23 protein-coding genes are annotated in these 14044 nt (G+C 57.5%); 22 read left to right on the forward strand and 1 reads right to left on the reverse strand.

All coding sequences use genetic code 11. The features are described 5' to 3' along the window. The first annotated feature begins 1 nt into the window (after window position 1). The 3 genes from rpmC to ACIOJF_RS01360 all read left to right on the forward strand — a co-directional run bounded on the left by rpmC (window position 2) and on the right by ACIOJF_RS01360 (window position 1071). Window positions 2-265 (forward strand): 50S ribosomal protein L29, encoded by a 264-nt coding sequence (gene rpmC / locus ACIOJF_RS01350; protein WP_105657661.1) that lies wholly within the window; start codon window positions 2-4, stop codon window positions 263-265. Next, entirely contained in the window at window positions 265-552 is a 288-nt protein-coding gene (rpsQ, locus tag ACIOJF_RS01355; protein WP_105657660.1) for a 30S ribosomal protein S17, read from the forward strand. The genes rpmC and rpsQ overlap by 1 nt, the downstream gene beginning before the upstream one ends. A 99-nt stretch (window positions 553-651) precedes the next feature. After that, window positions 652-1071 carry a RidA family protein gene (locus ACIOJF_RS01360; RefSeq protein WP_402741110.1) on the forward strand — a complete coding sequence of 140 codons (420 nt, stop codon included), beginning with the start codon at window positions 652-654 and terminating at the stop codon, window positions 1069-1071. On the opposite strand, the gene ACIOJF_RS01365 is transcribed toward ACIOJF_RS01360, so the two are convergent. Then, window positions 1068-1856: a helix-turn-helix domain-containing protein gene (locus ACIOJF_RS01365; protein WP_105657658.1), complete on the reverse strand. Its 789-nt coding sequence runs from the start codon at window positions 1854-1856 to the stop codon at window positions 1068-1070. The genes ACIOJF_RS01360 and ACIOJF_RS01365 overlap by 4 nt on opposite strands. Window positions 1857-1927: 71 nt before the next feature. Here ACIOJF_RS01365 and ACIOJF_RS01370 point away from each other — a divergent pair, with 71 nt between their 5' ends. The 19 genes from ACIOJF_RS01370 to ACIOJF_RS01460 all read left to right on the forward strand — a co-directional run bounded on the left by ACIOJF_RS01370 (window position 1928) and on the right by ACIOJF_RS01460 (window position 13993). Further along, window positions 1928-2431 (forward strand): glyoxalase/bleomycin resistance/extradiol dioxygenase family protein, encoded by a 504-nt coding sequence (locus ACIOJF_RS01370; protein WP_105657657.1) that lies wholly within the window; start codon window positions 1928-1930, stop codon window positions 2429-2431. A gap of 145 nt (window positions 2432-2576) precedes the next feature. Continuing rightward, window positions 2577-3494, forward strand: coding sequence for an endonuclease/exonuclease/phosphatase family protein (locus tag ACIOJF_RS01375; protein ID WP_181148850.1), 918 nt, complete (start codon window positions 2577-2579; stop codon window positions 3492-3494). 512 nt (window positions 3495-4006) lie between these two features. Further along, entirely contained in the window at window positions 4007-4378 is a 372-nt protein-coding gene (rplN, locus tag ACIOJF_RS01380; protein WP_013349674.1) for a 50S ribosomal protein L14, read from the forward strand. Window positions 4379-4380: 2 nt separating this feature from the next. Then, the gene (gene rplX / locus ACIOJF_RS01385; protein WP_013349673.1) at window positions 4381-4725 is read left to right on the forward strand and encodes a 50S ribosomal protein L24; all 345 of its coding nucleotides are present in this window, start codon (window positions 4381-4383) and stop codon (window positions 4723-4725) included. Continuing rightward, window positions 4725-5294 (forward strand): 50S ribosomal protein L5, encoded by a 570-nt coding sequence (gene rplE / locus ACIOJF_RS01390; protein WP_038992189.1) that lies wholly within the window; start codon window positions 4725-4727, stop codon window positions 5292-5294. Before rplX ends, rplE begins: the two co-directional genes overlap by 1 nt. A 57-nt stretch (window positions 5295-5351) precedes the next feature. After that, window positions 5352-5750: a 30S ribosomal protein S8 gene (gene rpsH / locus ACIOJF_RS01395; protein ID WP_013349671.1), complete on the forward strand. Its 399-nt coding sequence runs from the start codon at window positions 5352-5354 to the stop codon at window positions 5748-5750. A gap of 20 nt (window positions 5751-5770) precedes the next feature. Beyond that, window positions 5771-6307, forward strand: coding sequence for a 50S ribosomal protein L6 (gene rplF, locus ACIOJF_RS01400; protein ID WP_105657655.1), 537 nt, complete (start codon window positions 5771-5773; stop codon window positions 6305-6307). Window positions 6308-6309: 2 nt separating this feature from the next. Further along, on the forward strand, window positions 6310-6681 hold the full coding sequence (rplR, locus tag ACIOJF_RS01405) for a 50S ribosomal protein L18 (protein WP_105657654.1): 372 nt from the start codon (window positions 6310-6312) through the stop codon (window positions 6679-6681). 29 nt (window positions 6682-6710) lie between these two features. Continuing rightward, window positions 6711-7388 carry a 30S ribosomal protein S5 gene (rpsE, locus tag ACIOJF_RS01410; RefSeq protein WP_181148849.1) on the forward strand — a complete coding sequence of 226 codons (678 nt, stop codon included), beginning with the start codon at window positions 6711-6713 and terminating at the stop codon, window positions 7386-7388. A gap of 3 nt (window positions 7389-7391) precedes the next feature. Further along, window positions 7392-7598: a 50S ribosomal protein L30 gene (gene rpmD, locus ACIOJF_RS01415; protein WP_073705901.1), complete on the forward strand. Its 207-nt coding sequence runs from the start codon at window positions 7392-7394 to the stop codon at window positions 7596-7598. A 2-nt stretch (window positions 7599-7600) separates the two neighbouring features. Beyond that, a complete protein-coding gene (gene rplO, locus ACIOJF_RS01420) occupies window positions 7601-8053 on the forward strand; it encodes a 50S ribosomal protein L15 (RefSeq protein WP_105657652.1) in 453 nt (150 codons plus the stop codon). 256 nt (window positions 8054-8309) lie between these two features. After that, window positions 8310-9614: a preprotein translocase subunit SecY gene (gene secY / locus ACIOJF_RS01425; RefSeq protein WP_105657651.1), complete on the forward strand. Its 1305-nt coding sequence runs from the start codon at window positions 8310-8312 to the stop codon at window positions 9612-9614. Continuing rightward, window positions 9611-10183 carry an adenylate kinase gene (locus ACIOJF_RS01430; RefSeq protein ID WP_105657650.1) on the forward strand — a complete coding sequence of 191 codons (573 nt, stop codon included), beginning with the start codon at window positions 9611-9613 and terminating at the stop codon, window positions 10181-10183. Before secY ends, ACIOJF_RS01430 begins: the two co-directional genes overlap by 4 nt. 145 nt (window positions 10184-10328) lie before the next feature. After that, window positions 10329-11162, forward strand: a complete 834-nt coding sequence (gene map, locus ACIOJF_RS01435; protein ID WP_105657649.1) for a type I methionyl aminopeptidase — start codon at window positions 10329-10331, stop codon at window positions 11160-11162. A 230-nt stretch (window positions 11163-11392) separates the two neighbouring features. Beyond that, complete coding sequence (gene infA / locus ACIOJF_RS01440; RefSeq protein ID WP_013349662.1) at window positions 11393-11614, forward strand: translation initiation factor IF-1; 222 nt, start codon at window positions 11393-11395, stop codon at window positions 11612-11614. A 125-nt stretch (window positions 11615-11739) separates the two neighbouring features. Next, a complete protein-coding gene (gene rpmJ, locus ACIOJF_RS01445) occupies window positions 11740-11853 on the forward strand; it encodes a 50S ribosomal protein L36 (protein WP_013349661.1) in 114 nt (37 codons plus the stop codon). A 148-nt stretch (window positions 11854-12001) separates the two neighbouring features. After that, entirely contained in the window at window positions 12002-12376 is a 375-nt protein-coding gene (gene rpsM / locus ACIOJF_RS01450) for a 30S ribosomal protein S13 (protein ID WP_105657648.1), read from the forward strand. Between the two features lie 43 nt (window positions 12377-12419). Further along, window positions 12420-12821 (forward strand): 30S ribosomal protein S11, encoded by a 402-nt coding sequence (rpsK, locus tag ACIOJF_RS01455; protein WP_038992179.1) that lies wholly within the window; start codon window positions 12420-12422, stop codon window positions 12819-12821. Window positions 12822-12991: 170 nt separating this feature from the next. Next, window positions 12992-13993 (forward strand): DNA-directed RNA polymerase subunit alpha, encoded by a 1002-nt coding sequence (locus tag ACIOJF_RS01460; protein ID WP_105657647.1) that lies wholly within the window; start codon window positions 12992-12994, stop codon window positions 13991-13993. The last annotated feature ends 51 nt before the right edge of the window (window positions 13994-14044 follow it).

Below are 14044 nucleotides of genomic sequence, written 5' to 3' on the forward strand. Positions count from 1 at the left end.
GATGTCTATCGGCTCGAAAGACCTTAGCATTGAGTCCCTGGACGGCTTCGATACCGCTCGTTTGAACGAGGAATTGAAGAAGGCCAAGGCAGAACTGTTCAACCTGCGTTTCCAGTCGGCTACCGGCCAGCTGGATTCCCACGGGAACCTGAAGACCATCAAGCGCGATATTGCACGCATTTACACTGTGCTGCGCGAGCGCGAGCTGGGCATTCGTCAGGATGTCGTTGTTCCGGTTGAAGAAACCAAGAAGGATTCCAAGTAATGAGCGAGAAGGAGAACGGTGTGGATAACGCTACCGAGCGTAACGACCGCAAGACCCTCCGTGGTTACGTGGTATCTGACAAGATGCAGAAGACCATCGTCGTAGACGTTGAGGACCGTGTTAAGCACGCCCTTTACGGCAAGGTCATGCGTCGCAACAAGAACGTGAAGGCTCACGACGAGAACAACGACGCCGGCATCGGCGACTTGGTTGTCATCGCTGAGACCCGCCCGCTGTCTGCTGACAAGCGCTGGCGTCTCGTTGAGATCGTGGAGAAGGCTAAGTAAGCTTTCGCTTCGATTTCACGGATCTCGTGATTGAAGAATGCCCCGAACACTTCGCAAGAAGAGTTCGGGGCATTTCTGTCTTAAAAAGCAGTGAATAAAATGCCACACTGGACTATGGAACAGATCAGGAAACTGCGTCCCGCTGGCCTTGTCAACTCCCCAGCTTTCAGCCACGTAGCCATCGTCCCGCCGGGTGCCACGACTATCTATGTTGGCGGGCAGAACGCCGTAGACGGCACAGGGCAGCTGATCGGAGCCGGGGATGCCGCAACGCAGGCGACCAAGGCACTGGGAAACGCCAAGCTCGCACTGGCGGCGGCCAGCGCGGGATTCCAGGATGTAGTGCAGTGGAACGTGCTGCTGGTGGAAGGAACCGACGTCAACAGCGTCTATGGAGCCTTAGGTGAACAGTTGGCAGCCACTGAACCACCCCTGGTGTCTGCAGCCTTCGTTGCGAAGCTCGGTGTGCCAGGTGCGCTGGTTGAAATCAGTGCCGTGGCGACGGTACTGCCAGACTAGCTCCGGCCCTTTCGATAGGTATCAGGGGAGTAGCCCAAGACTTTGCGGAAGTCTGCCGCTAGATGGGCTTGATCCGCATACCCCATTTCCGCTGCGATGCCAGCGATAGAAACTGCAGTGTCCGCGCGCAGCCGATGAGCTGCCTCTTGCAAACGGTACCGCCGAATCACCGCCAGCGGAGCCAGTCCCAAATACCTTTCCGAAATCCGTTGCAGACTGCGTGTACTGAGCGACAAGCGATGGGCCAGTTGGGAGACCCTTACGATTCCGCGCTCCGCTGCGACGGTGTCGAGCAGCTTATTAGCTTGGAGGCCAGAACTTGTGGCTGCTGGAAGGTGAGCGGTGAGCCACGAATCGAAGAGCTCGGCACAGGCCGAACCGGAGTTCCCGTGGCCGGGTTGAGTCTTCATCCTTGTTATCGAGGCCAGCAGCCCAGGTGCGCTGAACTGGATTTCCTGGTCCAGCAACTCTGCGGGGGACACATTGAGAGCCTGCGCAGCCGCTGGGCGCAACAAGGCGGAGACTGCCCAACTGCTCCCGGCCAGGTCGCGGTGCGAAGCGCCGCTGGCCGGGCCGGATAGCGTAATGCCTTCTGGCTCAATGACCAGATTCATTTGCGGAAAGGGCAGGAGTTCTTGCCGTGAGGTACGTCCGGGCGCGATGTTCCAATCCACCAGCCAAAACCAGGAGACCAATTCCTGCAGTCCTGGACCGGGGGAGAATCGCTCGATTGCCGGTAGCCGGGCAGGATAGAGAACGCCTCGCGGATCCGGTGCTGATTCCATGGCCTCTACCACCCGTGCAGGTTGTCGCATATCTACAAGAACCAGCGTGCCACACAGACTAGCCTAGGGACATGGAAAATCAAGATGAAGTCACGCAAGGTGTGACGGGAATGCATACAACTGCCGGTGTCCCTCATGGATTCACCAGTCTGACGCCATTCTTGGCTGTGCCCAACGCAAGGGCAGCGCTGGGGTTCTATGAAGAAGTATTCGGTGCGACAGTGGTAGATTCCACCGAAATGGGAGGCGTTGTCGTGCATGCAGAAATTGCATTCGGCAATGGCCGTTTGCAGATCGGGGAACCTTCGCCGGCCTACGGACTAGTCAGCCCGCCAGCTGCGCCGAATGCCTGCTATTCCTTGGGTTTCTACTGCGAAAACGCAGATGAGGTGGTGGCCAGGGCCGAGGCTGCCGGTTCCAGTATCCGAGAACCACTGGGCAACTTCGTCTCGGGTGACCGCTTCGCTTCGATTCTGGATCCCTTCGGTGTGCGCTGGTCCATCATGTCCAGGGTGGAAGACCTGTCGCTGGAAGAGAGCGCCCAGCGCGTCGCGCAGTGGGCCTCGCAGCAGTGATGAAGAAGCCAAGGGCAGTCGCAATCGCATCGAGCCGCTATCGTACCTAGGCGGAAGTGTCCTTGCCGGAATTGTCATCTGCTTCGAATAGGCTCGGATGATGATGACGATGACGCGTGCCCGAAAACCTTCCCTGGGATGGCCTATGGGTACGCTTCTTGTTGCTTCCCTAGCTATTGGCATACTCCCGTATCTGGGTTTCCCCGGTGCAGGATTGATTCCCAAGCTTCAGGCATTCCAGCCATATCTGTTGCTCTTCCCGGCAGTGGTTCTGGTTATCGGGCTACTGCGCAAGCAATGGCTCATCAGCGGGTTCGTGCTGGTGTTCCTGCTCTGCGGTACACTGCCCAACGTGCAATGGAGCTCTCCCGCTGGCCAGACCGGAAACGGCAGCTCCGAGCTGGTTCTCCTATCGTTCAATGCCCTGAAGGCAGGAGCGAATCCGGCGCAGCTCGCTGAACTGATCAGGGACACGGATCCGCAGATTCTCGTCCTTGTTGAAACCAGCGAACCAATGCACCAGCAACTCGCAGGGCTGGACGCGCTGGATGGATTTGGCTATCGGAGCCAAGAGGCACCCGCCGGGGGAGAACGGGATACCGTGATTTTCTCAAAGTACCCATTGCAGGAACGCTCCACCGATCTGGATTCAGCGGACACCGGTTGGTACTCCTTGCCGGTTGCCGATGTGCAGGCACCCGGTGGGATCGTGCGGGTGGCCGGCATCCATGTCTATCCGCCGGTTGGCGTTGCGCAACGATGGAGCCAGGGCTTGGAAGCAGTCATCGACTGGTCGAATCAGCAGCGTGATCATCCCGTTATCCTTGCTGGCGACTTCAACTCAGTTCGCTCCCATCCAGGATTCCGTGCCCTGGGGGACGGGTATGCGCAGGCTGATGGAATCTGGCCCCGCGCGACCTGGCCAGCCAGCCGGAGCTTCCCGCTATTGATCGGCATTGACCATATCGTGGCGAAGGGCCTGTCCATCACGGGCTCTTCTTCTCACATCATCGACGGCTCGGATCATCTTGCGGTGAGCGCCACGGTCGAATTCCGTCGCTGAGCAATGATTCCTGCCGGTGACGGCCGGATGCTGGAGCTGCCCAGGGCTGACCGAAAAATAATTTCACTTTTGGCGATTCAGCCGCTTTTTATCTTCTGTGGCGCATGGGCTACCTCGAATGACACTCTGATGCCACCGCAAGCGACCAGTTGCCCAGCTGGATGGCAGTACCAAAACCCCGAAATTCAGCGAATCTGCGGTGTCCTTGGTGTGACGAACGACGCTCGCTTTTCTCTTACCACACCATTTCGGATTCGCGCCACTCTAGGCTAGACTTAAGAATCTGTGCGCATCATGCCCGGGGACTATCCACCTTCGACATAATGCAGTGCGGTCCAAATCCGTTTGGCCGCGCAAGTGCAGCCTCGATATTTTACGCCTCGGCCCTGCCGGCATTTGGGATCAGCATTCGGTGCGCCCGCGCCAGTGGGGGTAAGCGATACGTATCGTGGAGACCATATCCGTTCCGCAAGGCTCATTCATGAGAACCAGCGAGACGACAGGAGTAAGAAGTGATTCAGCAGGAGTCGCGACTTAAGGTTGCCGATAACACTGGTGCTAAGGAAATCCTTACCATTCGTGTTCTTGGTGGCTCGAAGCGTCGCTACGCAAGCATTGGCGACACCATTGTCGCTACCGTCAAGGATGCAATTCCTGGCGGCAACGTAAAGAAGGGCGACGTCGTAAAGGCAGTCGTCGTTCGCACCAAGAAGGAAATCCGTCGTGCAGACGGTTCCTACATCAAGTTCGACGAGAACGCTGCAGTTATCCTCAAGGGTGACGCTGCCGATCCTCGTGGTACTCGTATTTTCGGCCCAGTGGGCCGCGAGCTTCGTGACAAGAAGTTCATGAAGATCGTTTCGCTGGCTCCGGAGGTGCTGTAACCATGGGCGCAAAGATCAAGAAGGGTGACCTGGTTCAGGTCATCGCTGGCAAGGAACGTGGCTTGCAGGGCAAGGTCCTGAAGGTCATTACCGAGTCCAACCGCGTGCTGGTCGAAGGCGTTAACCGCGTCACCAAGCACACCAAGGCAGGTCAGACCGAATCCGGTTCGACCACCGGCGGCATCGAGGTTGTCGAGGCTCCAGTGCACGTTTCCAACGTTGCAGTGGTTGACCCAGAGACCAAGAAGCCAACCCGCGTCGGCTTCCGCGAGGAAACCGTAGAAAAGAACGGCGTGTCCAAGACTGTACGCGTTCGTTACGCCAAGGCTTCCGGAAAGGATCTGTAATGACTGAAGCAGCCACCAAGATCCAGCCACGTCTGAAGGCTAAGTACGCAGCTGACATCCGCCCTGCCCTGCAGGAGCAGTTCAACTACGCCAACCCAATGCAGGTACCATCCCTGACCAAGGTTGTCGTGAACATGGGTGTTGGCGAAGCAGCCAAGGACTCGAAGCTCATTGAAGGCGCCGTACGCGACCTGACCGCAATTACCGGTCAGAAGCCAGTGGTTACCAAGGCCCGCAAGTCGATCGCACAGTTCAAGCTGCGCGAAGGCATGCCAATCGGTACCCACACCACCCTGCGTAACGATCGCATGTGGGAATTCGTCGACCGCCTGATCACCCTGGCACTGCCTCGTATCCGCGACTTCCGCGGCTTGAGCGACCGCCAGTTCGATGGCAATGGCAACTACACTTTCGGTCTGACCGAACAGTCGATGTTCCATGAAATCGATGTGGACAAGGTTGACCGCGTACGTGGTATGGACATCACTGTCGTTACCACCGCCAAGACTGATGACGAAGGCCGTGCCTTGCTTAAGGCTCTGGGCTTCCCATTCAAGACCAACAACTAATCTCACTACGTTACAGGTCCGCTAAGGAAACCGTAACGAGGAAGGGCTGAAGCCCACATGTCTATGACAGATCCAGTCGCAGATATGCTGACTCGTCTGCGCAACGCCAACTCGGCTTACCACGACACTGTGTCGATGCCGTCGAGCAAGCTGAAAGTGCGCATTGCTAACATCCTCAAGGAACAGGGCTACATCGCCTCGTTCGAGGAAGTAGCAGCAGAAGTCGGCAAGACTCTGACTATCACTTTGAAGTACGGCCCATCGCGCGAGCGTTCGATCGCTGGCGTACGCCGTATCTCCAAGCCAGGTCTTCGCGTTTACGCAAAGTCCACCAACCTGCCTCACGTGCTCGGTGGTCTTGGTATCGCTATCCTGTCCACCTCCTCCGGTCTGCTTACTGACCGTCAGGCTGCAAAGAAGGGCGTGGGTGGGGAAGTCCTCGCCTACGTCTGGTAACGGGAAAGGGGAAACATACAATGTCACGTATTGGACGTCTTCCGATTTCCGTACCTGCCAACGTTGAGTTGAACGTCGACGGCCAGCTGGTCGCCGTCAAGGGTCCTAAGGGTGAACTTTCGATCACCGTTAAGGCTCCAATCACCGTTGCCAAGGACGAGAACACTGTTACCGTCAGCCGCCCGAACGACTCCCGCGAGGCTCGTTCGCTGCACGGTCTGACCCGTACCTTGATCAGCAACATGATCACTGGTGTAACCGATGGTTACGAGAAGAAGCTCGAAATCCACGGTACCGGTTACCGCGTACAGGCTAAGGGTGCCGAGCTGGAGCTTGCTCTGGGCTACTCGCACCCAGTGAAGGTTGCTGCCGTTGAGGGCATCACCTTCTCGGTCGAGGGCAACAACAAGATCACCGTTGCCGGTATCGACAAGCAGCACGTCGGTGAAGTTGCCGCTAACATCCGCAAGCTGCGCAAGACCGAGCCTTACAAGGGCAAGGGCATTCGCTACGCTGGCGAGATCATCCGCCGCAAGGTCGGAAAGGCTGGTAAGTAATCATGGCTATCGGAATCAAGGGCAAGAGCAAGTCCGCTCAGCGCGGTCGTCGTCATCAGCGTTTGCGCAAGCACATCGTTGGTACCTCCGTTCGTCCACGCCTGGTTGTCAACCGCTCGGCTCGTCACATCTTCGTACAGATCGTAGACGACTCGCAGGGTATCACCCTGGCCAGCGCATCGACCATGGAAGCAGATCTTCGCGCAAGCGATGCCGACAAGACCGCAAAGTCCAAGCGCATTGGTGAGCTCGTTGCAGAGCGCGCCAAGGCTGCTGGCATCGAAGCAGTTGTCTTCGACCGCGGTGGCAACAAGTACCACGGTCGCGTGGCTGCTGTTGCTGACGGCGCACGTGAAGGTGGGCTGGCACTGTGAGCGAAGCAACTAACAAGAAGGAAACTCAGGTGTCTGAAGCTACTGAAGCAGTCGAGACTGCATCGGCTCCCGCTACCGAGAACGCAGGATCCCGTCGCGGCGAAGGCCGCGGTCGTGGTGAAGGCCGTGGACGTGGCGAAGGCCGCGGTCGTGGTCGTGACCAGAAGGATAGCCGCAACGAAGACAAGGACAAGTTCCTTGAGCGCGTTGTAGCTATCAACCGCGTCTCCAAGGTCGTCAAGGGTGGTCGTCGCTTCAGCTTCACCGCACTTGTGGTCGTTGGCGACGGCAACGGTATGGTCGGCGTTGGCTACGGTAAGGCCAAGGAAGTTCCTGCTGCTATCGCAAAGGGCGTAGAAGAGGCCAAGAAGTCCTTCTTCCGCGTTCCACGCGTTGGCACCACCATTCCACACCTGGTCAAGGGTGAGGCCGCCGCTGGCGTTGTCTTGCTCCGTCCAGCAGCTCCTGGTACCGGTGTTATCGCCGGTGGCCCAGTGCGCGCCGTGTTGGAATGCGCAGGCATCCACGACATCCTGTCGAAGTCGATGGGTTCGCAGAACCAGATCAACATCGTTCAGGGCACCATTGCTGCACTGAAGGCTCTGGAAGAGCCTGAAGCTGTTGCAGCTCGCCGCGGTCTTCCGCTGGACGAGGTTGCACCAGCAGCAATGCTGCGTCACATCCAGGCCCAGAAGGCAGGTGCTTAATCAATGGCTAAGAACATTGTTCCAAGCGATGCCAAGCTGGCAATCACCCAGGTCAAGTCCATCATTGGTGGAAACCAGAGCCAGCGCGACGTTGTTCGCTCGCTGGGTCTGAAGCGCATCGGTCACACCGTTGTTCGCACCGCCGATCCTGTGACTGTTGGCATGGTCAACAAGGTCCCACACCTGCTGAAGGTCGAGGAGGCGAAGTAGAGATGGCTGAAGAAAAAGCACTTAAGGTTCACCACCTGCGCCCAGCTGAGGGTGCCAAGACCGCTAAGACCCGCGTGGGTCGCGGTGAGGGCTCCAAGGGTAAGACCGCAGGTCGCGGTACCAAGGGTACCAAGGCTCGTTACCAGGTGAAGGCAGGCTTCGCAGGTGGTCAGCTTCCGCTGCACATGCGTCTGCCAAAGCTGCGCGGCTTCAAGAACCCATTCCGCGTCGAGTTCCAGGTTGTAAACCTGGACAAGATCTCGGAACTGTTCCCAGAAGGTGGCGAAGTCACCGTCGAGGCACTGGTTGCCAAGGGCGCCGTTCGCAAGAACCAGCCTGTCAAGGTGCTGGGCACCGGCGACATCACGGTTAAGGTTGACGTGAAGGTTAACGCCTTCTCGACTTCCGCTTCCGAGAAGATCGCTGCTGCTGGCGGCTCGGCAAACACCCTCTAATACAGGGTCAAGCCTTTGAATGGTCCCGGTTCGCGTTGAGCAATCAACGTGAACCGGGACTTTCTTTTTCTCTCGGCGAAACATTCTAAGATTTCTTATAATTGCTTGGCTGATTAGTCGGTTTAGGATCATTCCTGCAAACATTTGTGTGCATTTCGTGTGGCGCATTTGGCAGGATTGCCTAACAGACCGCTAGAATCGTTAGGTCTGGGAAGAATCTCTTCCTCAGGCTCAAGCACTTACTTCAGGAGGACGCTTGTTCAGCGCCATAGCCCGAGTTTTTCGGACGCCTGATCTGCGCAACAAGTTGCTGTTCACGCTTGGGATCATTGCGATCTATCGTGTCGGTGTATTCATTCCCGCTCCGGGCATTGATTACAGCAACGTTCAGCAGTGTCTGGCAATGGGTGAAACCACCGGTGGACTTTATTCATTCGTGAACCTGTTCAGCGGCGGCGCCCTGTTGCAGGTCTCGGTTTTCGCAATGGGAATCATGCCGTACATTACTGCGGCAATTATCGTCCAGTTGCTGCGTGTGGTGATCCCGCACTTCGAGGCCCTGCACAAGGAAGGCCAGGCCGGCCAGGCCAAGATGACGCAGTACACGCGTTACCTGACCATCGCCTTGGCACTGCTTCAGGGAACCACCTTGGTCACCCTGGCCCGTACCGGCAGCCTGTTCCCAAGCTGTACCCTTCCGCTGGTCCCGGATGACTCGTTGATTGTCATCCTGCTGATGATCATCACCCTTACCGCAGGCACCGGCCTGATCATGTGGATGGGCGAGTTGATCACCGAGCGCGGCATCGGCAACGGCATGTCCATCCTGATCTTCATCTCCATCGCTTCGGGTTTCCCATCCTCGATGGGCGCCATCTTCCAGGCGCAGGGCATCATGACCTTCATTGGCGTGCTGCTGGTGGGCTTGTTGATTGTTGCTCTGGTGGTCTTCGTCGAGCAGTCCCAGCGACGTGTTCCGGTGCAGTACGCCAAGCGCACCGTGGGACGCCGCACCGTGGGCGGCACCTCCACCTATATTCCTTTGAAGCTGAATATGGCGAACGTGATCCCAGTGATCTTCGCCAGCTCCATCCTGGCTTTGCCGCAGATGATCGTTCAGTTCAACCAGAACGATGATGGCACCTTGCCCCAGTGGGCGATGTGGCTGCAGGAGCACTCGGCGACTTCATCGCCGTGGTACATGCTGGTGTACACCTTGATGATCATCGGCTTCACCTACTTCTATGTTGCGATTACCTTCAACCCTGAAGAGGTCGCCGACAACATGAAGAAGTACGGCGGATTCATTCCGGGCATTCGTGCTGGTCGTCCGACCGCCGATTACCTGCAGTACGTGATTTCCCGTATTACCTTCCCGGGCGCGTTGTACCTTGCGTTCGTTGCGTTGATCCCGCTGATTGCCTTCGTGCTGTTCAACGCTGACCAAAGCTTCCCATTTGGCGGTACATCGATCCTGATTATGGTTGGTGTGGGTTTGGAAACCGTCAAGCAAATCAATGCTCAAATGCAGCAACGGAACTATGAAGGGCTTCTGCGATGAGTCGACTGCTTATTATTGGACCACCCGGTGCCGGCAAAGGCACCCAGGCCGTAAAGATCTCCGAGCGCTTGGACATTGTCGCCATCTCGACCGGCGACATCTTCCGTGCCAACGTCAAGGGCGGCACCCCGCTGGGTCTCGAAGCCAGCAAGTACATTGACAACGGAGACTTTGTACCTGATTCGGTCACCAACAACATGGTTGAAGACCGCCTGAACCAGGACGATGTCGCCAAGGGCTTCCTGCTCGATGGCTACCCGCGCACCAGTGCGCAGGTGGACGCGCTGGATGCGATGCTGGCCAACAAGGGCATTGCCCTGGACGCAGTGCTGCAGCTGACCGCTGATGACGACGAGCTGGTAGCCCGTCTGCTGAAGCGTGCGCAGATCGAAGGCCGCGCCGATGACACCGAAGAGGTCATCCGCCACCGCCTGGGCCTGTACAACGACGAGACTCGCGTCGTTGTGGAGCGCTACGAGGAACGCGGCATCGTGCGCAAGGTCGACGGCCTGGGCGCTATCGACGAAGTCACCGAGCGTGTTCTTGCAGCGTTGAACGTCAACGCCTAGACACAAGCGTTACAACGCGCAGGGACCGTGCAGCAACAATGGATGTTGCAGCCCGGTCCCTGCGCACTTTTTGCATTGATGGACCTTGCGGTTGCCGGCAGCGGCACGCGGCAAGGACATCACACTTTGAGGCAGGGGAATCACATTGGCTTTAGGACAGCCGAAAATCGAGTACAAATCCAACTCCGAGATCCTGAAGATGCGCCAGGCCGGATTGGTGCTGGCTGAAGCGCTGGACGAAGCCGTTGCGATGGCTCGGCCCGGGGTGCGGACCGAAGAGATCAACCAGGCCTTTGGCAAGGTGCTCGAACGCCACAACGCGACCAGCAACTTCCTTGGCTACCATGGCTTCCCAGCGAACATCTGCGCTTCGGTCAATCACGAGGTAGTCCACGGCTTCCCATCGGACTACGAGCTGAAGGACGGCGACGTGCTGAAGATCGATGGCGGCGCCATCATCGACGGCTGGCACTCCGACTCGGCACGCACCGTGCTGGTGGGCGAGAACATCGACCCAGCTGACCAGCGCCTGAGCGACATCACCGAGCAGGCCATGTGGGCCGGCATCGCCGCGGCGGCCAACGCACGCTTCATCGGCCAGATCGGCCAGGCCATCGATGACTTCGTCACCAGCCAGCCAGGCGACGAGCTGGGCATCCTCGAGGATTACTGCGGCCATGGCATCGGTTCGCAGATGCACATGGCACCGGATGTGCTGAACTACAACTCCGGGCACCGAGGCCCGCGCATCAAGCCGGGCATGTGCTTGGCCATCGAGCCAATGCTGGTTCGCGGTGGTATCGAAACCTCCGTGCTGGAAGACGACTGGACTGTTGTCACCAACGACAAGTCCAACGCCTCGCAGTGGGAGCACACCGTGGCATTCCACATGGGCGGCATCTGGGTATTGACCGCGCACGATGGGGGAGCGGCCGGGCTGGCCCCATTCGGCGTCACCCCATCGCCGATCCAGGGCTAGCACCAGCCTGGAAATCATCGGATCCAGTACGCCACATGGCTGTGGCGTGCTGGATCTAACATTTTAAATGTCAATGAACGATTGGCACTGTGTGGACTAATGCCGTATCGTTGTTTGTTGGTTCCTGATTTAATTGCGCCTAAAACCCTCGGGTTTTCGGTACAGGGATCAAGGACCAGAACCAATTACTTGTTGGTGGAAATTGCCAACAAAAAAAGTTAGCGGGGAAAATGGGCAAGAAGGAAGGCGTCATCCAGGTAGAGGGCACCGTCTCGGAAGCACTGCCGAACGCGATGTTCCGCGTGGAGCTGCCGAATGGACACGTAGTGCTCGCCACTATCTCGGGTAAGATGCGTCAGCACTACATTCGAATCCTCCCAGAGGACCGAGTGCAGGTTGAAATGAGCCCATACGACCTCAACCGAGGTCGCATCGTTTACCGCTACAAGTAAATCTGCAGAATCCAAGACTTTCCCAGCGTGCGAAGCGCAATCTTGTGCTACGGCCGCTGAAGGATGTTCTTGGACAAAGCTTTTTACTGCTCCACATTTAACTGCAACCGCAAAAGGACAAAGCCTTGAAGGTTAACCCTAGCGTGAAGCCGATCTGCGACAAGTGCAAGGTGATCCGTCGTAACGGCGTGGTCATGGTGATCTGCGAGAACCCACGCCACAAGCAGCGTCAGGGCTAATTCCGTTTTTACGGGATTCCCACGCGTAGTCAATTAGGCAGTATCAGCTAGGACGAAAGTCCTGGTGTACCCCCGGATTCGGAGGCCGGGGCCGTGAGCAATCACGGAAGGTACTGCTCCAGACCTCCGTTCGTTGAAAGGTAGCCACTTGGCTCGTTTAGCAGGCGTGGACATTCCACGCGAGAAGCGCGTAATTATCGCGCTGACTTACATCTACGGCGTGGGCAAGACCCGTGCAGAAGAGACCATCGCAGCGACCGGCATCAGCCCGGACACTCGCGTCAAGGATCTCACCGATGACCAGCTCGTGCAGCTGCGCGACTTCGTCGAAGGCACCTACAAGGTTGAAGGTGACCTGCGCCGTGAGGTTCAGGCTGACATTCGCCGCAAGGTTGAGATCGGATCCTACGAAGGTATTCGTCACCGTAAGGGCCTGCCGGTCCGCGGTCAGCGCACCAAGACCAACGCACGTACCCGTAAGGGCCCGAAGCGTACCGTCGCAGGTAAGAAGAAGACTCGCTAAATCTTAGCGATCTAGTTCAAATACTTTTTTCGTAGGAGAAGAAATGCCCCCAAAGACTCGTGGAGCGGTACGTAAGCCGCGTCGCAAGGACAAAAAGAATATTGCGCAGGGACAGGCGCATATCAAGAGCACCTTCAACAACACCATCGTATCGATCACCGATCCGACTGGCGCTGTTATCTCGTGGGCTTCGGCCGGCGAGGTAGGCATGAAGGGTTCGCGCAAGTCGACCCCATACGCTGCCCAGATGGCTGCTGAGTCCGCTGCAAAGCGCGCTCAAGAGCACGGCATGCGCAAGGTTGACGTTTTCGTCAAGGGCCCAGGCTCGGGACGCGAAACCGCGATCCGTTCGCTGCAGGCTGCTGGCCTTGAGGTTGGATCCATCCAGGATGTTTCCCCAAGCGCTCACAACGGTTGCCGCCCATCGAAGCGTCGCCGCGTCTAATTGATTCGCTAGGCTTAGCCTAAGAAGTCACCGAAGCATTCACTCGTGGGTGCTCCGGTGACTATCTTGGACTTATTAGCCTGCAAAAAGACGAACGGCCACCTCAGGCTACCGTCGTTTCCACCCCCGTGAGGCGTCATATAGCGGACGCTCGCTGAAAGGAAATGTAAGTGCTCATTACGCAGCGCCCAACCCTGACCGAAGAAGTAGTTGCCGAAAACCGCTCCCGGTTCGTTATCGAACCACTGGAGCCAGGCTTTGGCTACACCCTTGGTAACTCGCTCCGCCGTACTCTGCTCTCTTCGATTCCTGGTGCTTCTGTCACCAGTGTTCGAATTGACGGTGTACTGCACGAGTTCACCACCGTAGCCGGTGTCAAGGAAGATGTCACCGAACTGGTCTTGAACATCAAGAACCTGTCGGTATCTTCCGAGCACGACGAGCCAGTCGTTGCCTACCTGCGCAAGCAGGGCCCGGGCATCGTTACTGCAGCGGACATCACCCCTCCAGCAGGTGTGGAGTTCCACAACCCTGATCTGCACATCGCCACCCTCAACGCCAATGGCAAGTTCGACATGGAACTGACCATTGAGCGCGGCCGTGGCTATGTGTCTGCCGCTCAGAACAAGAACATTGATGGCGAGATCGGTCGAATCCCAGTTGATTCGATCTACTCCCCAGTGTTGAAGGTGACCTTCCGCGTGGAAGCAACCCGTGTCGAGCAGCGCACCGACTTCGATCGTTTGATCGTTGACGTGGAGACCAAGGAATCGATCACCCCGCGCGATGCAGTTGCATCCGCAGGTACCACCCTGGTTGAGCTGTTCGGTTTGTTCCGCGAACTGAACACTCAGGCTGAAGGTATCGAAATCGGTCCATCGCCAACCGATGCAGCTATGGCTGCTGACATGGCGCTGCCGATCGAGGATCTGGAACTCACCGTTCGTTCGTACAACTGCTTGAAGCGTGAGGGCATCCACTCTGTGGGTGAACTCGTAACCCGCTCCGAGGCCGACTTGATGGACATCCGCAACTTCGGTGCGAAGTCCATTGACGAAGTCAAGGCCAAGCTGGTTGAACTGGGTCTGGCCCTGAAGGATTCCCCTCCAGGCTTCGATCTGGCCGCTCGTAGCGCCATCGACGATGGCGACGAATACGACGAAGGTCTGTAAGACCCGCGTCTAGCGACACACTACTTCATCCGACTGAACGAAATATTCGTC

It is taken from the genome of Glutamicibacter sp. NPDC087831, assembly GCF_044742845.1.
GTDB lineage: Bacteria > Actinomycetota > Actinomycetes > Actinomycetales > Micrococcaceae > Glutamicibacter.